We start from the raw sequence: 18529 nt of genomic DNA, 5'->3' as shown, positions 1-18529 counted from the left end.
TATAAACGGAGCAAAGATAGATTAATTCTCTAAAGTTTTTTGATAATTAATCTCTTCTTGATCTAACCTAGCGGCAAGTTTACGCATCCTATTCATGTAAAAACCTGTTCCTGCCGGCACTAATCTACCAACTATAACATTTTCTTTCAGTCCACGTAACTTATCAACTCTTCCAGCTATAGCCGATTCCGTTAAAACTCTCGTTGTTTCTTGGAAAGAAGCCGCTGAAATAAACGATCTAGTTTGCAGCGATGCCTTAGTAATACCTTGCAGGATTACCTGAGCTTCCGCCGGTCTTAAACCATTCTTGATAGCTTTTTCATTAATTTCAGCAAATTCGCGATGATCTATCTTCTCATCAACCATCAATGTCGTATCGCCAGAATGGGTTATCTCTACTTTTTGTAGCATCTGACGGATTATTACCTCGATATGTTTATCGTCAATTTTTACACCCTGTAAACGATATACTGCTTGAATTTCTCCAACCATGTAACTTGTAAGAGCTTCCACTCCCATTACTTTTAAAATATCTTGTAGTACTGGATTACCATCAATTAACATATCGCCTTTTTTAACAAAATCACCCTCATTAACCACAACATGCTTGCCTTTTGGTACCATATACTCAATTGGCATACCACCTTCACTTGGCTGAATAATAATACGTCTTTTTGACTTATAGTCTTTACCAAATTTAACTCTACCATCTATTTCTGCAATAACGGCATGATCTTTTGGACGTCTAGCTTCAACAAGTTCACCCACCCTTGGAAGACCACCAGTAATATCTTTGGTTTTAGTTGATTCCCTTGGAATACGTGATAAGATATCTCCTACTGATACTTTAGCCCCATCTTCAACACTTAAAATAGCATTTACTGGTATATAGTATCTAGCCTCTAAACCATTGGATAACATAATGGTTTCTCCATTATCATCAACTAATTGGATACGAGGACGTAACTCTGCCCCACGTAAATATTGTTTTGATTCAACTATAACTTTGCTAGAAATACCAGTTGCTTCATCAGTAATATCACGAATTGATACCCCTTCTACCATATCTTTGAATACAACTTTACCAGATTTCTCGGTAATAATCGGAATAGTATATGGATCCCACTCTACTAATTTTTGTGCCTTTTTTACATTATCTGAATCATCAGCTATCAATCTTGCCCCATACGGTACTTTATGCCTTGCTTTTTCATTATTGTTACTATCTAATAATAATAACTCACATGAACGCCCCATTACAATCTTACGACCTTCAGAATCAATAACCACATTACGCCCTAGAATCTTCACTTTTGCATCATGAGAAGCTTCTATTGATGATACTTCAGCACCTTTTGTCGCAGCTCCTCCAATATGGAAAGTTCTCATGGTTAGCTGAGTACCTGGCTCACCAATTGACTGGGCTGCAATCACTCCGATTGCTTCTCCTACTGAAACTAATGAACCAGTAGCTAGATCTCTACCATAGCATTTTACACATATTCCGTCAGGAATCTCACATGTTAAAACAGATCGTACTAGCACTGAATCTAGACCAGAAGATTCGATTTCTTCTAATTTTGCTTCGTTAATTAATTCCCCAGCTGATAGTAATAGCATATTAGTTACTGGGTGATAGACGTTAATTGCCACTGTTCTACCTAAAATCTGCTCTGCCAGTGATACAATAACTTCACCACCATCAATAATACTTCTAACTTCTATACCTTTTGTAGTGTGACAATCTTCATCGGTAATTATACAATCTTGAGCAACATCAACTAATCTACGAGTTAAATACCCAGAGTTAGCTGTTTTCAATGCTGTATCCGCCAGACCTTTACGTGCCCCATGTGTAGAATTAAAATACTCAAGAACCGTAAGACCTTCACGGAAATTAGAAATAATAGGAGTTTCAATAATCTCGCCTGATGGTTTAGCCATCAAACCACGCATACCGGCTAACTGCTTAATCTGTGCTGCTGATCCTCTTGCTCCTGAAGTAGCCATCATATATATAGCATTTACTTTTTGATGATTAGGTTTATCATTAACCGGCATCGTAGCAATTTCTTTCATCATGTCATTTGCTACTTTATCAGTACATCTCGACCAAGAATCAATTACTTTATTGTATTTCTCACCATAGGTAATCAGACCATCAGAATATTGTTGTTCAAACTCTTTGACCTCAGTCAATGTTGCATTAATATGAGTATCTTTTGATTTTGGTACAACCATATCGTCCATACCAAAAGAAATACCCGAGGAACAAGCATATTTAAATCCAAGTTTCATTAGCTGATCAGCAAAAATCACCGTAGACTTTTGACCACAATGGCGATACACCAAATCAATTACCCCCGATATATCCTTTTTAGTCATGGCTTTATTGACAAACTTAAACCCAACATTATAATTACGGGGTAATAAATCTCCAATAATTAATCTACCAAGGGTAGTATCGACCATAGTTGCTACAACTTCCCCTGCAGCATTAAGCATATCGCGACGAAATTTTATCTTCGAGTGAATAGTTATTACCTTATTATACAAAGCATGCTCAACCTCTGACATTTGGGCAAATACCATTCCTTCACCAGGCTCATTGTCAAAAGCCATAGTTAAATAATAAAGACCCAGTACTATATCCTTATCAGGTACGATAATCGGACGACCATTTGCCGGACTCAATATGTTGTTTGTTGACATCATAAGCACCCTGGCTTCAAGCTGTGCCTCGATTGAAAGAGGGATATGCACTGCCATCTGGTCACCATCAAAGTCAGCATTGAACGCAGCACAAACTAAAGGATGTAGCTGAATAGCTTTCCCTTCTATCAGTAAAGGTTCAAAAGCCTGGATACCTAAACGATGCAAAGTTGGTGCTCTATTAAGCAATACCGGGTGTTCCCGTATAACTTCTTCTAAAATATCCCATACTTCTGGTTTTTCAGCTTCAACCATTTTTTTAGCAGCTTTTATAGTGGTAGCAATTCCATGTAATTCAAGCTTTGAATAAATAAATGGTTTGAATAATTCCAACGCCATGGTCTTTGGCAAACCACATTGATGCAGCTTAAGCTCTGGTCCAACAACGATAACGGAACGACCAGAATAATCCACCCTTTTACCCAGCAAATTCTGACGAAGCCGACCTTGTTTACCTTTTAACATGTCACTAAGCGACTTAAATGGACGCTTATTAGTATTCTTCACTACCTTACCACGACGACCATTATCGAATAATGCATCGACTGATTCTTGTAACATCCTTTTTTCATTTCGAATGATAATATCCGGTGCCTTTAGTTCTAGTAGTCTTTTTAATCTATTATTTCTATTAATAACTCTTCTATAAAGTTCGTTAAGATCAGAAGTGGCAAATCTGCCTCCATCAAGCATAACTAATGGTCTAATCTCAGGTGGAATAATTGGCAGAACGGTCATAATCATCCATTCTGGCTTATTTTCGGATTCCAAAAAATCTTCCACTAACTTAAGTCTTTTGACAATCTTCTTCTTTTTAATTTCTGAAGAGGTACTTGATAAATCCTCCTGTAATTTCTTCTTTAATTCAGGTAAATCAAGCTCTGAAAGCATTTGGTGAACTACTTCCGCCCCAATAGAAGCCGTAAAATTATCTCCTCCATACTCATCTTGTGCCTTTTGCAGACTATCTTCTGATAAAAGTTCTCCTTTCTGTAGATCAGATAACCCAGGATCAACAACTACATAACTTTCAAAATACAGAACTTTTTCCAAATCCTTCATTGTCATATCTAGCAAGGTACTAATCCTTGATGGTAAAGATTTCAAGAACCATATATGAGCAACTGGTGCTGCTAGTTCAATATGCCCCATTCTTTCTCGACGAACTCTAGATGTAGTAACTTCAACACCGCATTTCTCACAAGTAATGCCACGATATTTCATACGCTTATATTTACCACAAAGACATTCATAGTCTTTTACTGGTCCAAAAATCCTAGCACAGAATAATCCCTCTTTTTCTGGCTTGAACGTACGATAATTTATCGTCTCAGGTTTCATCACTTCACCAAAAGACCATGAACGCACTTGGTCAGGACTAGCAATATTGATTCTTATTTGATCAAATTGCTGAGTACTGCTTAATTGCCCATAAAAATTTGTCATTCCTGTTGTCATAAAGATTTTTCCTTAAAAAATTTTATCAGCTCTAGTTTAGCCTGAATTCGATATATAGTCAATTAACCTGAATCAGTGCTGAATAAGCACCCATCACACTGTCATTGCGAGGAGACCTTAGGTCGATGAAGCAATCCATTTTAATCGTTTTTTTGGATTGCTTCGTCACCACTAAAGTGGTTCCTCGCAATGACGCTAAGGCTAAATACTAATCTGGTTTATAACGTTACCAATTCAAGTTAATTCAATATAACAAGTTATTGCAAATTCGGTTATATCTATAAATATAGCAGATTTTTATGCTACACTAATAGCCATTCTCATTATTTTTGCAGAATTGCTTATTTTTTGTAAGCATTCACGGTTTTTTTGCTATTTTCTTATAATAAATAAAAAATCTGCTCGCCAAACGTCATTGCGAGGAGGCGTAAGCCTCCGAAGCAATCCATTTAATCGTTTTTTGGATTGCTTCGTCGCCACTAAAGTGGCTCCTCGCAATGACGCTAAAGCTAAATACATCGGATTTATAACGTTGCAAATTCAAGTTAATTCACTATATTATTAATCTGTTGTAGTATCTTCAAGCTTGACATTCAAACATAAGGATCTAAACTCTTTGATCATTACGTTAAATGACTCGGGGATACCAGATTCAAAATTATTATCACCTTGAACAATCGATTCATAAATTTTAATTCTACCAACCACATCGTCCGATTTTACAGTTAACATTTCTTGTAACGTATAAGCAGCACCATAAGCTTGCAAGCCCCAACATTCCATCTCCCCAAATCTCTGACCACCAAAATGCGATTTACCACCTAATGGTTGTTGAGTTACCAAACTATAAGGACCTATAGAACGAGCATGAATTTTATCATCAGCTAAATGGTGCAGTTTTAGGAAATATTTATAGCCAACTGTAACTGCCCGATCAAAATACTCTCCTGTTCTACCATCAATTAACTTAATTTGACCAGATGGATCTTGATCTGCCATAGCTAGCATTTCTTTTACGTTCTCAACCTTTGCCCCATCAAAAACTGGAGTTGCAAAATATACTCCCTTATCGATATTATGACAAAATGCCATAATTTCTTCATTAGACATTTTCTTTATATCTTTTGACGTTGAATTCTCGCCATATACCTTCGATACAAAAGATTTAAACTCTTCTATATCAAGATTATTGTTATGAACTTGCTTCAACATAGAAGATATTTTTTTACCAAGATTTACTGCCGCCCAACCAATATGAGTCTCTAAAATCTGTCCTATATTCATCCGTGAAGGTAAACCAAGTGGGTTAAGAACTATATCAACTACTGTGCCATCTTCTAAAAATGGCATATCTTCTTCTGGCATAATACGAGAGATAACACCTTTATTTCCGTGTCTTCCCGCCATTTTATCTCCAGGTTGCAGCTTATGTTTAGTCGCAATAAATACTTTTACAACTTTAAGAGCCCCTTGTGGTAAATCATCGCCACTTTGTAGTTTTTCTACTTTGCTACTAAAACACTTATTGAGTCTGTCTTTCTTTTCATCATAATGACGTTTAATTTGCTCAATTTCATTCATTACATCAGCATCTTCAACAATCAGCTGCCAAAATTGTCCCTTTGATAATGATCCAAGGGTTTGCTCGCTAATTAATTGACCAGGTTTTACCGATTTAGGACCACTAACAACTATTTGTCCTGTTAGAATCTTCTCTAAACGCATAAAAACAAAATGCTCTATGACTCGAAGTTCATCATCTCTGTCTTTTGATAATTTTTCAATTTGTTGTTTTTCAATAGCTATAGCACGCTCATCTTTTTCTACTCCTCTACGAGAAAATACTCGTACCTCTACCACTGTCCCAGTGATTCCAGAAGGAACGCGTAAAGAAGAGTCCCGAACATCCGAAGCCTTTTCTCCAAAAATAGCTCGAAGTAATTTTTCTTCTGGAGTCATAGGTGACTCACTTTTAGGAGTAACCTTACCCACCAAAATATCGCCTGGTTTTACTTCTGCCCCAACATATACTATACCTACTTCGTCAAGATGACGTAAACTTTCATCACTAACATTTGGAATATCACGAGTGATTTCCTCAGGCCCAAGTCTAGTATCTCTAGCAATTATTTCAAATTCCTCAATATGAATTGAAGTGTAAACATCATCTTTTACAATACGTTCTGATATTAAAATTGAATCTTCAAAATTATAACCACTCCACGGTAAGAAAGCCACCAGAACATTTCTACCAAGAGCTATCTCCCCATTATCGGTGCTTGGTCCATCAGCAATTACTTCACCTTTTGCTACATAATCACCAACATTAATTAATGGTTTCTGATTAATACAAGTATTATGGTTAGATCTTTGAAATTTCAATAAATTATAAATGTCTACACCAGGTGAGCCATCTGTTTTCTGCTCCTTAGTCCTTACTACTATTCTAGTCGATTCAACTTGCTCTACTATTCCATCATGTAAGGCGACAACTGAAACTCCAGAATCTTGGGCAACAATTCCTTCAATACCAGTACCAACTAAAGGAGCATCACTTCTAATAAGTGGTACAGCCTGACGTTGCATGTTTGATCCCATCAAGGCTCTATTAGCATCATCATTTTCCAAAAATGGAATAAGTGATGCAGCAACAGAAACAACCTGCATCGGAGTAACGTCAATATAATCTATTTCTGCCGGGGTAACCATAACAAAATTACCACCATCAATCCGACAGTTAATTAACTCTTCCTGTAATAAACCTTTTTTATCGATAACTGCATTAGCTTGAGCAATTTTATATTTTCCTTCTTCAATTGCCGACAAGTAAACAACTTCATCTGTTACACAACCATCTACGACTTTTCGATAAGGAGTTTCAATGAAACCATGTTTATTAACCCTAGCATAAGTAGCCATGGAATTAATCAAACCGATATTCTGTCCTTCTGGTGTTTCTATTGGGCAAATACGTCCATAATGGGTAGGGTGAACGTCCCTTACTTCAAATCCAGCTCTCTCCCTACTAATTCCACCAGGTCCTAAAGCTGATAATCTTCTCTTATGAGTTATTTCTGATAATGGATTAGTTTGATCCATAAACTGAGAAAGTTGTGATGTACTAAAAAATTCTTTTACTACAGAAACTAAAACTTTTGAATTTACTAAATCATGAGGCATAACCGCATCAAGATCAACCACAGACATTCTTTCAAGTACTGATTTTTCCATACGAACCAGACCAATCCGAAATTGATTCTCAATTAATTCACCAACTGACCTAACTCTTCTATTACCAAGATGATCAATATCATCTATCGAACCTTTGCCATCTTTTAGATCTACTAAAACTTTAAGAATATGTTTAATATCTTCAATAGTTAAAATAGCTGTAGATTCTGGTATGTTAAGTTCCAATCTTGAATTCATTTTAATACGACCAACTTCCGAGAGATCATATCTTTCAGGCTCAAAAAATAAATTATTAAATAATATCTTAGCCGCTTCAATATTAGCCGGTTCTCCTGGTCTTAATACCCTGAATATGTCGATCAATGCTGATTCATAATTTTGGTTTTTATCAGCAAATAAGGTATTTCTTATGTAAGGACCTGATTGGGTATTGATAGCAAGTACGTCGACAGATGAAATTCCAAGAGCCATAATAGAATTTAACATATCTATTGTGATCATTTCACCAATGGTAGCTAGTACCTCACCATTATCTGGATTAACAAGATCATGTGCTAAATATTTACCTACCAAATACTCCCCTTCTACCAAAATATTTTTCACTCCATCTTGAGCAAACTTCTTAGCCAAACGAGGAGTAATCTTTTGCCCAGATGCCAGTATGATATTACCAATATCTGCATCTACTAAATCAGTAACTAGCCTATGAGCATTTACAGATTCTGGTATAAACTTGGTTGCCCAGTATCCATCCTTGGTAAAACAGGTTACCGTATCATAGTAGAATTTTATAATTTCATTAGTAGACATTCCAATAGCTCTAAGCAGAGTAGTAACATAAAGCTTTCTTTTCCTATCTATTCTAAAGTACATAACATCTTTAGCATCAAATTCAAAATCTAACCATGATCCTCTATATGGTATAACCCTAGCAGAATACAAAAACTTGCCTGAAGAGTGAACTTTACCCTCATCATGGTAGAAGAACACACCAGGTGACCTATGCATCTGTGATACTACTACCCTTTCTGTACCATTAATAATAAAGGTACCATTTTTGGTCATCAGGGGAATATCCCCCATATAAACTTCTTGTTCTTTAATGCCTTTGATTTCTCTTGCTCCAGTATCTTCGTCAATATCCCAAATACTTAATCTCAATGTGACTTTAAGGGGAGCAGCATAACTAAGACCTCTTTGTGTACACTCCTCAACATCATATTTAGGGTTATCAAATTCATATTTAGCAAATTCTAAATAGGCAATATTAGAGGGATCATGAATCGGGAAAATTGAACTTAATACTGATTGTAATCCTTTGTTTTCTCGCTCAAAGTCTTTAACTCCAAATTGTAAAAAACCTTTTTCATAAGAATTTTTCTGAACCTCAATCAAATTTGGTATAGATGCTACCAAATTTATGTGACCAAAGTTCTTTCTTATGCGTTTACCAATTGATAAGGACGGCGTTGTCATATAATCTCCCGATTAATTTCTATATCTTAACGCGAGTTGCCAATATATGTAATTGGTAACTCGGCTGTAATCTTGAAAAAAATAGACTTGTTGCTGTGAACAAAGTTTCTGTCATAACTTTTTGTCATATTTTTGATAAAAATTGTAACTTTCAATAATTTTTGTTTTGAAACCAAACAAAAAGCCACTTAAAGAACTCAATTTAGAAGTAATGTACATTCGAATTATTTGGAGAATTGGCATATAAAACAAAAAGGAAATCTGACATATGCATATTCAGAACAAAAGCCCATGCATAGTTTATAGTTTTACGAAACCGATTCTCTAATTATTCAAGCTTTAAATTATTCAAGCATAATCTCAAATTATTTTTACTTTTGCTAAATAGTATGAATAAATTTTTTAAATTAATAGGCTCTGTGAAGCTAAAATGCATAAATCTGTTGCAAATCTTCACCTGATTTAGAATTTTGGATAAACAAATGCCAAATTCTCCCATGGCAAAAAATATCCGCCTTGGGAGTTTAATAGCTTTTTGTTTATATTTTTGTATAAAATGCAATAGTTTTTGCAGGCACGAAAGTATATTTAGCACCACAACTCTTAAGCAAAATAGAATATCACACAACAAGTTTATTCCCATTATCAACAATACAAACCTAGATTCAGTACTAAAAACGCTAAATTATCAATGTATACTCCAATGATTTAAAGAATTAGAGTATACATATCTAAAATCTGTGGTTCGTATACCCTTATGTTTAAAAAACTACCCACCAATAACTTGCTGAAATAATTGTTTAAATCAAAAGAGTATAACCTAATCCAATTGAATTAACCTACAATTCTCATAAAATAACTGATATTATGAAAATTATTTTAATTCAACTTTTGCTCCAGCTGCTTCTAATTTTTCTTTAAAGCTTTCAGCTTCTTCTTTATTTACACCAGATTTAATCGTTTTTGGAGCAGCATCAACTAATTCTTTAGCTTCTTTCAAGCCAAGACCAGTAAGCTCTCTAGTGACCTTAATTACTTCTATTTTTTTATCACCACTACTAACCAAAACAACTTCAAAGGCTGTCTTTTCAGCTACTGCTTCTGATGCGGCAGGAGCTGCAGCTACTGCTACAGGAGCTGCGGCTGTTACACCCCATTTTTCTTCTAGCATTTTTGAAAGCTCTGCTGCTTGAATTACTGTAAGAGTTGATAATTGATCTACGATTTTTACTAGGTCTGTCATAATTTTCTTCCTTTTAAAACTTTTTTATTAAATTAACTTTTATTTGCATAAGCTTGCAAAACTCTAGCAAGTCCAGATGCAGGAGCTTGTATAACGCCAGCAATTTTAGTTGCAGGAGCTTGTATAACCCCAATAATTTTGCCTCTGAGTGCGTCTAATGAAGGCAATTTTGCCAATTGTCGTACAGAGCTTGCATCTAATACTTGGTTATTTACTAAACCACCAACTATTTTCAAACATTCATTAGTTTTTGCAAATTCTACGATAACTTTTGCAGCTTCAACAAGGTCTTCAGAATATGCTAACGCTGTAGGACCAGCAAACAAATGTGTAATATTATCAATACCAGCCTTATTGGCTGCTATTTTTGATAAAGTATTTTTAACTACCTTAAACCCCACATTTTTTGCTTTAAGAGCCCTACGCAGTAGAGTCACTTGACTAACAGTAAGCCCATGATAATGAGTAATTATCACAGAATTTGACCGCTGATACACTCCTTCAAGTTCTTCGACAAACTCATGTTTCTCTGATCTTAACACCTTAACTCTCCTTGTCGTTACGATATAGTTGCTAAATCTATTTTTACTGATGGACCCATAGTAGAAGATAGATATATTGCTTTTAAATAATTTCCTTTAGCACCAGAAGGCTTTGCTTTAACTACAGCAGATATCAAGGTTGATGCATTATTTACTAAATCTTGTTTAGTAAATGATAATTTACCAACTCCAGCATGAATAATACCAGCCTTTTCAACCCTATACTCTACTTGACCACTTTTGGCATTTTTAATTGCCGTTACGATATCTGTAGTTACCGTGCCAAGTTTTGGATTGGGCATTAAGCCCTTTGGACCAAGAATTCTTGCCACTGAACCTATTGCTGACATCATATTTGGTGTTGCAATACAAACGTCAAAATTAATTTTCCCAGTCTTAATATCATCGATAATCTCTGTAGAACCAGCCATATCTGCTCCAGCTGCTTTAGCTTCTTCTATCTGTTCGTCCTTACAAATCACTGCAACTCTACTAACTTTACCGCTACCAGCTGGCAATGCCACAACACCACGCACCATTTGATCCGAATGTTTAGGATCTACCCCTAGTTTCATTACCACTTCCAAAGTAGAGTCAAATTTAGTATAGGATGCCGACTGCAAAGCTTCTATTCCTTCTGCTAAAGTACGGTTGCTAGCCAGCTCTATATTCTTTCTCGCTGCCCGTATTTTTTTACCACCAGTTAACTTTCTATTATTCACAGCATCCTTTTTATCAACTATCATATATTAATCTCCTACTACTTCAAGCCCCATAGATTCAGCAGTACCACGAATAATTTTAGCGGCAGCTATTAAATTATCAGCATTAAGATCCACCATCTTAATTTTGGCAATTTCCATACAATCTGACATGGTAACCTTACCAACAAATGCCTCTTTTTTAGTAGCACTAGAACCTTTAGGAATTTTAGCAAATTGTTTTAAATAATACGATGCTGGGGAAGTCTTAGTTACAAAAGTAAAACTATTATCTTCATAAGCAGTAATTAGCACTGGAATAGGCATACCTGGTTCAAAGCCTTGAGTAGCAGCATTAAATGCCTTACAAAATTCCATAATATTAAGCTTCCTTTGACCAAGGGTAGAACCAATAGGCGGAGCTGGATTAGCTTTACCTGCTGGCACCGTTAACTTAATATAAGATTTTATTTTTTTTGCCATTATAATCCTATTTTTATTCATTTAACGCTAATTGGTAATTATTTACCAATTGGTATATTGTTTTCCTTACACATGCCATTTAAAAGCCATAAAGAAAATAACTTAACGTCATGGCTCAGAACTACTTTAGTAGCTCCTTGCAATAACATCATACGTCATTGCGAGACCATGTAATGGTCGAAGCAATCCATTTCTAATCATTTCCCTAGATTGCTTCATCGGCTTCACGCCTCCTCGCAATCTGATGTATCCCCACGAAATTAAGCACGACAAAGCTCCGTCTTTATAATAGATGCCAGGGGTTCTACCAATGGTTTTATGGCATGCAAATAATTAAATTCAATAATAAATTTCCCAAGGGTAAAATACGAATAAATCTTTTTATCTTTTACTGTGTTAGGTTGGAAAATTCTTTGCATACCTTGGCTATAGCCTACCACACCTATAACCCAATATGTTATAATAACAATGGCAGATAGTAACATTAAAACTCCCCATCTATTCACATCTAAAGTTCGAATATATCTTCCAGCAAGACCAAATTTATGACTTTTTATCACTCGAAACGTCTCCTCTATTTGCATACGTTTGCTATATAACCTCACTATTTCCGCTCCCTTATATTCATCAGAACTTAAGTTAGTTACCAATATCCAAGGTTCTTTTGCAGCTTTGTTATATGAACCATTTGCTGTTTTACTGCTAGTACGATTCCTGCTAACCTTCTGCACTCGACCCTTAGGGACTTTGCAAGTTGTAACCATTCTGCAGGAATATTTATGAGCTTTGGTTAGCAGAATCGTACCACATTCCATCGTTTTTGAACCAATTGATGGCATGAAATTTTCAACTGATATCCAATCCTCATTCTTAGCTAATTTTAAATCTTTTCCTTGTCGTACCCGACACACCCAACTCCACCCTTGTTTTTCTATTTCCTTAAACCATTCAATATGAAAGCCAGCGTCCATAATCACAATAACCCTTTTTCCATCAGGTATTATACTCTTTAATTTATTTAAAAATTCTACCGTTCTGCCCTTTAATTCACCTTCTTCAAACACATCTTGATACAAAGGTAAACTCATCCCTCTTGTACAAAATTGAGCACTTAGCATTTGTACCATGCGATCATCTTTAAGATAACATAAATCAATCACAACACTGTCATCATTAGAATGCTTGATAAACTCAAATATGAAATATGATAAAGCACTATAGAGATTATCAACCTCGTTATATAAATGTTTGTTACCTATACATCTATCAACTTTTTTTATTTTATGTTTTACTTTACTATCACCACTCAAGTTCCTGCCAATTGCACTCAAAGACAAATTCTGACTATATCGCAAGCCTTCTGCAACATCAAGTAACGCATTTAAACGATTATTTGTATAAAAGGACAATGTTCTTTTATTACTTCATTTAATACTGTTTTTACATCCATAACCTACTATCTCCATCATCATTAAATAATGAAGATATTCTATCAATTCTTGCTATTTTGCAACAATTTCGTGGGGATACATCAGCTCGCAATGACCATTAATCACCACAAAGCAAACTAACTATTTTTTCTAACTTGCGTAAAATTTAATTCTATAGGAGTTGCTTTACCAAAAATAGATATAGACACACGCAATTTATTTTTGTCATAATCAATTTCTTCTATAACTCCTGTAAAAGTCTCAAATGGACCGTCAGTAACAATTATCGCTTCACCAATTTCGTATAATTTTGAAACCCTAGCATCTTTAGTTTCAGATTCAAGCTTGCTAAAAATATTTTGTACTTCTTTTTCACTAAGAGCTTGTGGTATACTTTTACTACCCAAAAATCCTGTAACTTTAGTGACACTTTTTACCAAATGCCAAGTATCATCGGTCATTTTCATTTTAATCAAAATATAACCAGGCATAAATTTCTTTTCAGTCTTAACGTTCTTACCACGCTTAACTTCAGGTACTTCAATAACCGGAACCACGATATCTTCAAAAAATTCCGACATACCTTGCTTGGCAATTTGATCAAGAATCAGTTGCTTTACACGCTTTTCTGAGCCTGATAATGTATGAATAACGTACCACTGCACCACAATTTTCCCTAAACCTATTCTTTCTACTTCCCAATATTAAGTAAAAGCTGCATTATGCTATGTATACCGTAGTCTAATACTAAACAAATTATACTAAAAATAAATACAGCCACCACTACTATAATAGTTGAAGTTATCAATTCCTTCTTACCGAGCCAAACAATTTTATGAACTTCTTGCTTTACTTGCTCATAAAATTTATAAACTCTATTTTCCTTTAACATATTATACAAACTCATTTATTGGCAGGAGCGACAGGAATCGAACCCGCAACCTTCGGTTTTGGAGACCGATGCTCTACCAATTGAGCTACACTCCTATCACATTTTTATTAAAAAATCAAACTATTTCTTAATAAATTACAATCACAGCAATTTTAAAATATACGTCTATTAGCCAAACCACGCAAGTAGATCGAAGCAATCCATTTCTAACTATTTTCCTGGATTGCTTCGTCGACCTTACGGTCTCCTCGCAATGACGTTTGAGGATTACAACATCCCCCAGGCGTCATTGCGAAACCACGGAAGTAGGTCGTGGCAATCCATACTAGAGTAGTTCCTCGCTAATAGACGATGTATTGCTATAAATTATAATATCACATCATATATGATCCACTAATACTTTATGTGAAAAATATTTTTATTTTTTACCTTTAATAGTCTCAGCTACCTGTAACGGCACTTGCTCATAATGAGAAAAAACCATACTATACTGAGACCTACCTTGTGATAAAGACCGCAAAGTACTAACATAACCAAACATTTCAGCTAGAGGTACATTGGCAATTATCGCCTGTGCATTACCCCTTGGATCCATGCTTTGCATTTGTCCTCTACGGCTATTTAGGTCGCCAATAATATCACCCATATATTCATTTGGAGTAATCACTTCCACTTTCATAATTGGCTCAAGTAACTTTGGATTACCTTTTGGCATTCCTTCCCTAAAAGCAGCCTTAGTAGCTATCTCAAACGCTAATACACTTGAATCCACATCGTGGAATGCTCCATCTATCAAAGTTGCTTTGAAATCAATCATTGGATAACCAGCAACTACCCCCGTATCCTTAATATTATTTAGACCCTTTTCAACACCAGGAATAAATTCTTTTGGTATAGCTCCACCAACGATTTTGCTTTCAAAAAGAAATCCTTCTCCAGCTTCTTGAGGCTCAAATATTATTTTAACCCGGGCAAATTGTCCAGCTCCACCAGATTGTTTTTTATGTGTATAGTCAATCTCACATTTGCTAGTAATTGTCTCACGATAAGCTACTTGTGGAGCTCCAACATTAACCTCAACCTTAAACTCACGCTTCATACGATCAACCATGATCTCTAAATGCAGCTCTCCCATACCTTTAATAACAGTCTGACCGCTTTCTTGATCAGTTGACACTCTAAAAGATGGATCTTCAGCAGCTAACCTAGATAATGCCATTCCCATTTTTTCTTGATCGGCAGTTGATTTTGGTTCTACAGCTAGTTCAATAACCGGTTCAGGAAATTCCATTCTCTCCAAAACAACCTGCTTATCCATGCCACATAAAGTATCACCAGTAGTGGTATTCTTCAGACCAGCCAAGGCAACAATATCTCCTGCCAAAGCTTCCTTAACATCCTCCCTTTCATTAGCATGCATCAGCAACATTCTACCTACTCGTTCCTTTTGATTCTTTACCGTGTTAATCACAGTAACACCAGAACTAATCTTACCAGAATAAATCCTAACAAACGTAAGAGATCCAACAAATGGATCAGTCATTACTTTAAATGCTAAAGCAGCAAGAGGTTCAGACGCTGAAATTTTAAAATCTTTTTCTTCTCCAGAATCAACCTCTATTCCCCTAACGGTTCCAATATCAACCGGTGAAGGTAAATAATCAACCACTGCATCTAACAAGGGTTGTACACCTTTATTTTTAAAAGCACTACCACATAATACTGGGAAAAAAGCTCTATCGATTGTTCCTTTCCTTATTGCTGATTTAATTTCTTCTTCCGTAAACTCTTCAGCTGACAAATATTTTTCCATTAAATGATCATCAATTTCAGCAACCATTTCAACAAGCAAAGCACGATATTCTTCGACTTTTTCTAGCATATCACTAGGAATATCTTCGTATGCATATTCAGCACCAAGAGCTTCATCTTTCCAGATTATTGCCTTCATCTTAATTAGGTCAATAACTCCTTTAAAATTTTCTTCAATACCAACTGGCAACTGAATGACCAAGGGTTTTGCCCCAAGGCGATCTTTAATCATTTCCACACACTGATAAAAATTAGCACCCATTCTGTCCATCTTATTGACAAAACACATTCTAGGCACTTCATATTTATCAGCCTGTCTCCATACTATTTCTGATTGTGGCTCAACACCAGCCACCCCATCAAATACCGCTACCGCCCCATCAAGAACCCTCAGAGATCTTTCTACTTCTATAGTAAAATCTACGTGACCTGGTGTATCAATAATGTTAATTCTTTTATTTTGCCAATAACAGGTAGTAGCAGCAGAAGTAATGGTAATACCACGCTCTTGCTCTTGCTCCATCCAATCCATGGTAGCACCACCTTCATGGACTTCACCAATCTTATGTGATTTGCCAGTATAGAAAAGAATACGCTCGGTTGTAGTAGTTTTACCAGCATCAATATGAGCACAAATCCCGATATTACGGGTGTTAGCAAGAGAAAATTCAGTAGTTGACATATAGCTTATTACCTTGGTTGCGATTTTTTAGGACTAAAATGAGCAAAAGCTTTATTAGCTTCAGCCATTTTATGAGTATCCTCTCTCTTTTTAATAGCAACGCCTCTACTATTTGATGCTTCAAATAGTTCCTCAGCTAACTTATCAATCATCATCTTCTCAGAACGTTTATTTGCTGCATTAATAATCCAACGTGATGCAAGTGCATATCCCCTTTTCTCATCAACAGGAGACGGGACTTGATAGTTTGCCCCCCCTACCCTTACTGACGTAACCTCAAGATATGGCTTAACATTATTCATCGCATTATTGAAAGTTTCATAAGGGTCTACTTTATGCTTTTTCTCTATCTTATTAAAAGCAGAATATACTATCTTTTCAGCTAGAGCTTTTTTCCCTTCTCTCATAATGTTATTAATGAACCTAGCAAGCAAAGGGCTATTATACTTCATATCAGGCAAGACAACCCTTCTCTCTGCGGCATGACGACGTGACATCTTATCTCTCTATTTCAAATTATTTTTTTACAGCTTGCTGCTTCGCTGACGTACCATAACGTGAGCGTCCTTGTTTACGATTTTTTACACCCTGAGTATCATAAGCACCACGTACTATATGGTACTTAACACCCGGAAGATCAGGAACCCTTCCGCCTCTAACCAACACTGTTGAGTGTTCTTGTAAATTATGCCCTTCACCAGGTATATAAGCATTGACATACTGCCCATTACTTAAGCGAACACGTGCCATCTTACGAAGAGCAGAGTTAGGCTTCTTAGGAGTAACAGTTTTCACTATTACACAAACACCTTTCAAAAATGGATTGGAATCCAAAGCCGGGGATTTTGTTCTACGAACCTTCGACTTTCTTCCAAAACGGACTAATTGATTATTTGTTGGCATCCAATACTCCAAAATTATTTCTTTTGACTCTTAGTTTATTAACTTTTAAAATGATAAGATTATATACTAAATCCTTAAAGTTATGGAAAAACTATATACTTTACCACTTTCACTATTAAGAGGCAACAGGTGGAATTATAGCTAATTTTTTCATAAAAGCAAAGTGTTTTTAATAAACTTAACTATATTAGCTATTTTTATGAACTTAAAGTTGCAATTACCCCCTTAAAGTTTGCAATTCTGCACTAGATAATTTATCTATACGAGTAAAAATATTCATAATATTTTGCGTCATGTGTAATTTCTTCTCAGGAACTTTAAAAAAATTCTTATTATTTAATTCAGTAAATAAATGTTCAAAAAAATATCCTAATTCACCTCTTGACGCTAACTCCTGTTCATTAGTAACATTTACTCTCGACTGTTTATTACGAAACAACTCATAACATATAATAATTACCGACTGGGCAATGTTCAGAGAATTAAAATCTCCGGTATTAATATTAATAATTTTGTGAGCATAAGTAATTTCTTTATTTTGCAAACCACAATTTTCACGACCAAACATAATGCCTACCTTAAGATCTGCCGGACAATCTTGACTTAAATTCTCTGACAGAACATAATCTTTATTGATATTACGTGATGCTACAGTTGTTGCATATAAATAATCAATATCTTCGATACTCGCTTCTAAACCATCATAAATCTTAGCATCATCTATAATATCTATCGCCGATACCGCTACACTACGTGCCTGTTTGTTTGGCCAACCATCTCTAGGCATAACAATTCTCAACTCTGAAGCATTAAAATTTTTCATTGCTCTGGCAGTGGCACCGATATTCTCGCCCATTTGAGGTTCTACTAAAATAATAATTGGCATGCTCAAATCTTTTGAGCCTGGATGTTTTTGATTTCGTGACATATTCTAATACTTAATTAACCTGAGTTTGACGTAAGCACCAAACAAAATGCTAAGCATTATGTAATAACATAAACA

The 18529-nt window shown here is 35.5% G+C and carries 13 protein-coding genes and 1 tRNA gene; all 14 read right to left on the bottom strand.

Going from position 1 to position 18529, the window contains the following annotated elements:
* Positions 1-21: 21 nt before the first annotated feature.
* The 14 genes from rpoC to NBW66_RS06000 all read right to left on the bottom strand — a co-directional run bounded on the left by rpoC (position 22) and on the right by NBW66_RS06000 (position 18454).
* Positions 22-4170, bottom strand: coding sequence for a DNA-directed RNA polymerase subunit beta' (rpoC, locus tag NBW66_RS06065; protein ID WP_410525822.1), 4149 nt, complete (start codon positions 4168-4170; stop codon positions 22-24).
* A gap of 561 nt (positions 4171-4731) precedes the next feature.
* Positions 4732-8838, bottom strand: coding sequence for a DNA-directed RNA polymerase subunit beta (gene rpoB / locus NBW66_RS06060; protein ID WP_250312033.1), 4107 nt, complete (start codon positions 8836-8838; stop codon positions 4732-4734).
* Between the two features lie 874 nt (positions 8839-9712).
* On the bottom strand, positions 9713-10081 hold the full coding sequence (gene rplL / locus NBW66_RS06055) for a 50S ribosomal protein L7/L12 (protein ID WP_250312032.1): 369 nt from the start codon (positions 10079-10081) through the stop codon (positions 9713-9715).
* Between the two features lie 32 nt (positions 10082-10113).
* Positions 10114-10623, bottom strand: a complete 510-nt coding sequence (gene rplJ, locus NBW66_RS06050; protein ID WP_250312031.1) for a 50S ribosomal protein L10 — start codon at positions 10621-10623, stop codon at positions 10114-10116.
* A gap of 17 nt (positions 10624-10640) precedes the next feature.
* Positions 10641-11369: a 50S ribosomal protein L1 gene (gene rplA / locus NBW66_RS06045; protein WP_250312030.1), complete on the bottom strand. Its 729-nt coding sequence runs from the start codon at positions 11367-11369 to the stop codon at positions 10641-10643.
* 3 nt (positions 11370-11372) lie between these two features.
* Positions 11373-11807 carry a 50S ribosomal protein L11 gene (gene rplK, locus NBW66_RS06040; RefSeq protein ID WP_094648771.1) on the bottom strand — a complete coding sequence of 145 codons (435 nt, stop codon included), beginning with the start codon at positions 11805-11807 and terminating at the stop codon, positions 11373-11375.
* Between the two features lie 260 nt (positions 11808-12067).
* Positions 12068-13216 (bottom strand): IS4 family transposase, encoded by a 1149-nt coding sequence (locus NBW66_RS06035; protein ID WP_250312029.1) that lies wholly within the window; start codon positions 13214-13216, stop codon positions 12068-12070.
* A 158-nt stretch (positions 13217-13374) separates the two neighbouring features.
* On the bottom strand, positions 13375-13923 hold the full coding sequence (nusG, locus tag NBW66_RS06030; protein ID WP_204839942.1) for a transcription termination/antitermination protein NusG: 549 nt from the start codon (positions 13921-13923) through the stop codon (positions 13375-13377).
* A 5-nt stretch (positions 13924-13928) separates the two neighbouring features.
* The gene (gene secE / locus NBW66_RS06025) at positions 13929-14129 is read right to left on the bottom strand and encodes a preprotein translocase subunit SecE (protein WP_250312028.1); all 201 of its coding nucleotides are present in this window, start codon (positions 14127-14129) and stop codon (positions 13929-13931) included.
* A gap of 19 nt (positions 14130-14148) precedes the next feature.
* A tRNA-Trp gene (locus NBW66_RS06020) sits at positions 14149-14224 on the bottom strand.
* A gap of 323 nt (positions 14225-14547) precedes the next feature.
* On the bottom strand, positions 14548-16623 hold the full coding sequence (gene fusA / locus NBW66_RS06015; protein WP_250312027.1) for an elongation factor G: 2076 nt from the start codon (positions 16621-16623) through the stop codon (positions 14548-14550).
* Positions 16624-16631: 8 nt separating this feature from the next.
* Positions 16632-17120, bottom strand: a complete 489-nt coding sequence (gene rpsG / locus NBW66_RS06010) for a 30S ribosomal protein S7 (protein WP_094648754.1) — start codon at positions 17118-17120, stop codon at positions 16632-16634.
* 19 nt (positions 17121-17139) lie between these two features.
* On the bottom strand, positions 17140-17526 hold the full coding sequence (gene rpsL, locus NBW66_RS06005; protein WP_250312026.1) for a 30S ribosomal protein S12: 387 nt from the start codon (positions 17524-17526) through the stop codon (positions 17140-17142).
* A 217-nt stretch (positions 17527-17743) separates the two neighbouring features.
* On the bottom strand, positions 17744-18454 hold the full coding sequence (locus tag NBW66_RS06000; RefSeq protein ID WP_250312025.1) for an RNA methyltransferase: 711 nt from the start codon (positions 18452-18454) through the stop codon (positions 17744-17746).
* Positions 18455-18529 lie beyond the last annotated feature (75 nt).

Source organism: Rickettsia endosymbiont of Oedothorax gibbosus (assembly GCF_936269705.1).
In the GTDB taxonomy this organism is placed as follows: Bacteria; Pseudomonadota; Alphaproteobacteria; order Rickettsiales; family Rickettsiaceae; genus Tisiphia.
The sequence above is the reverse complement of the archived record's forward strand: the minus strand, read 5'-3'. Positions and strand labels throughout refer to the sequence as shown.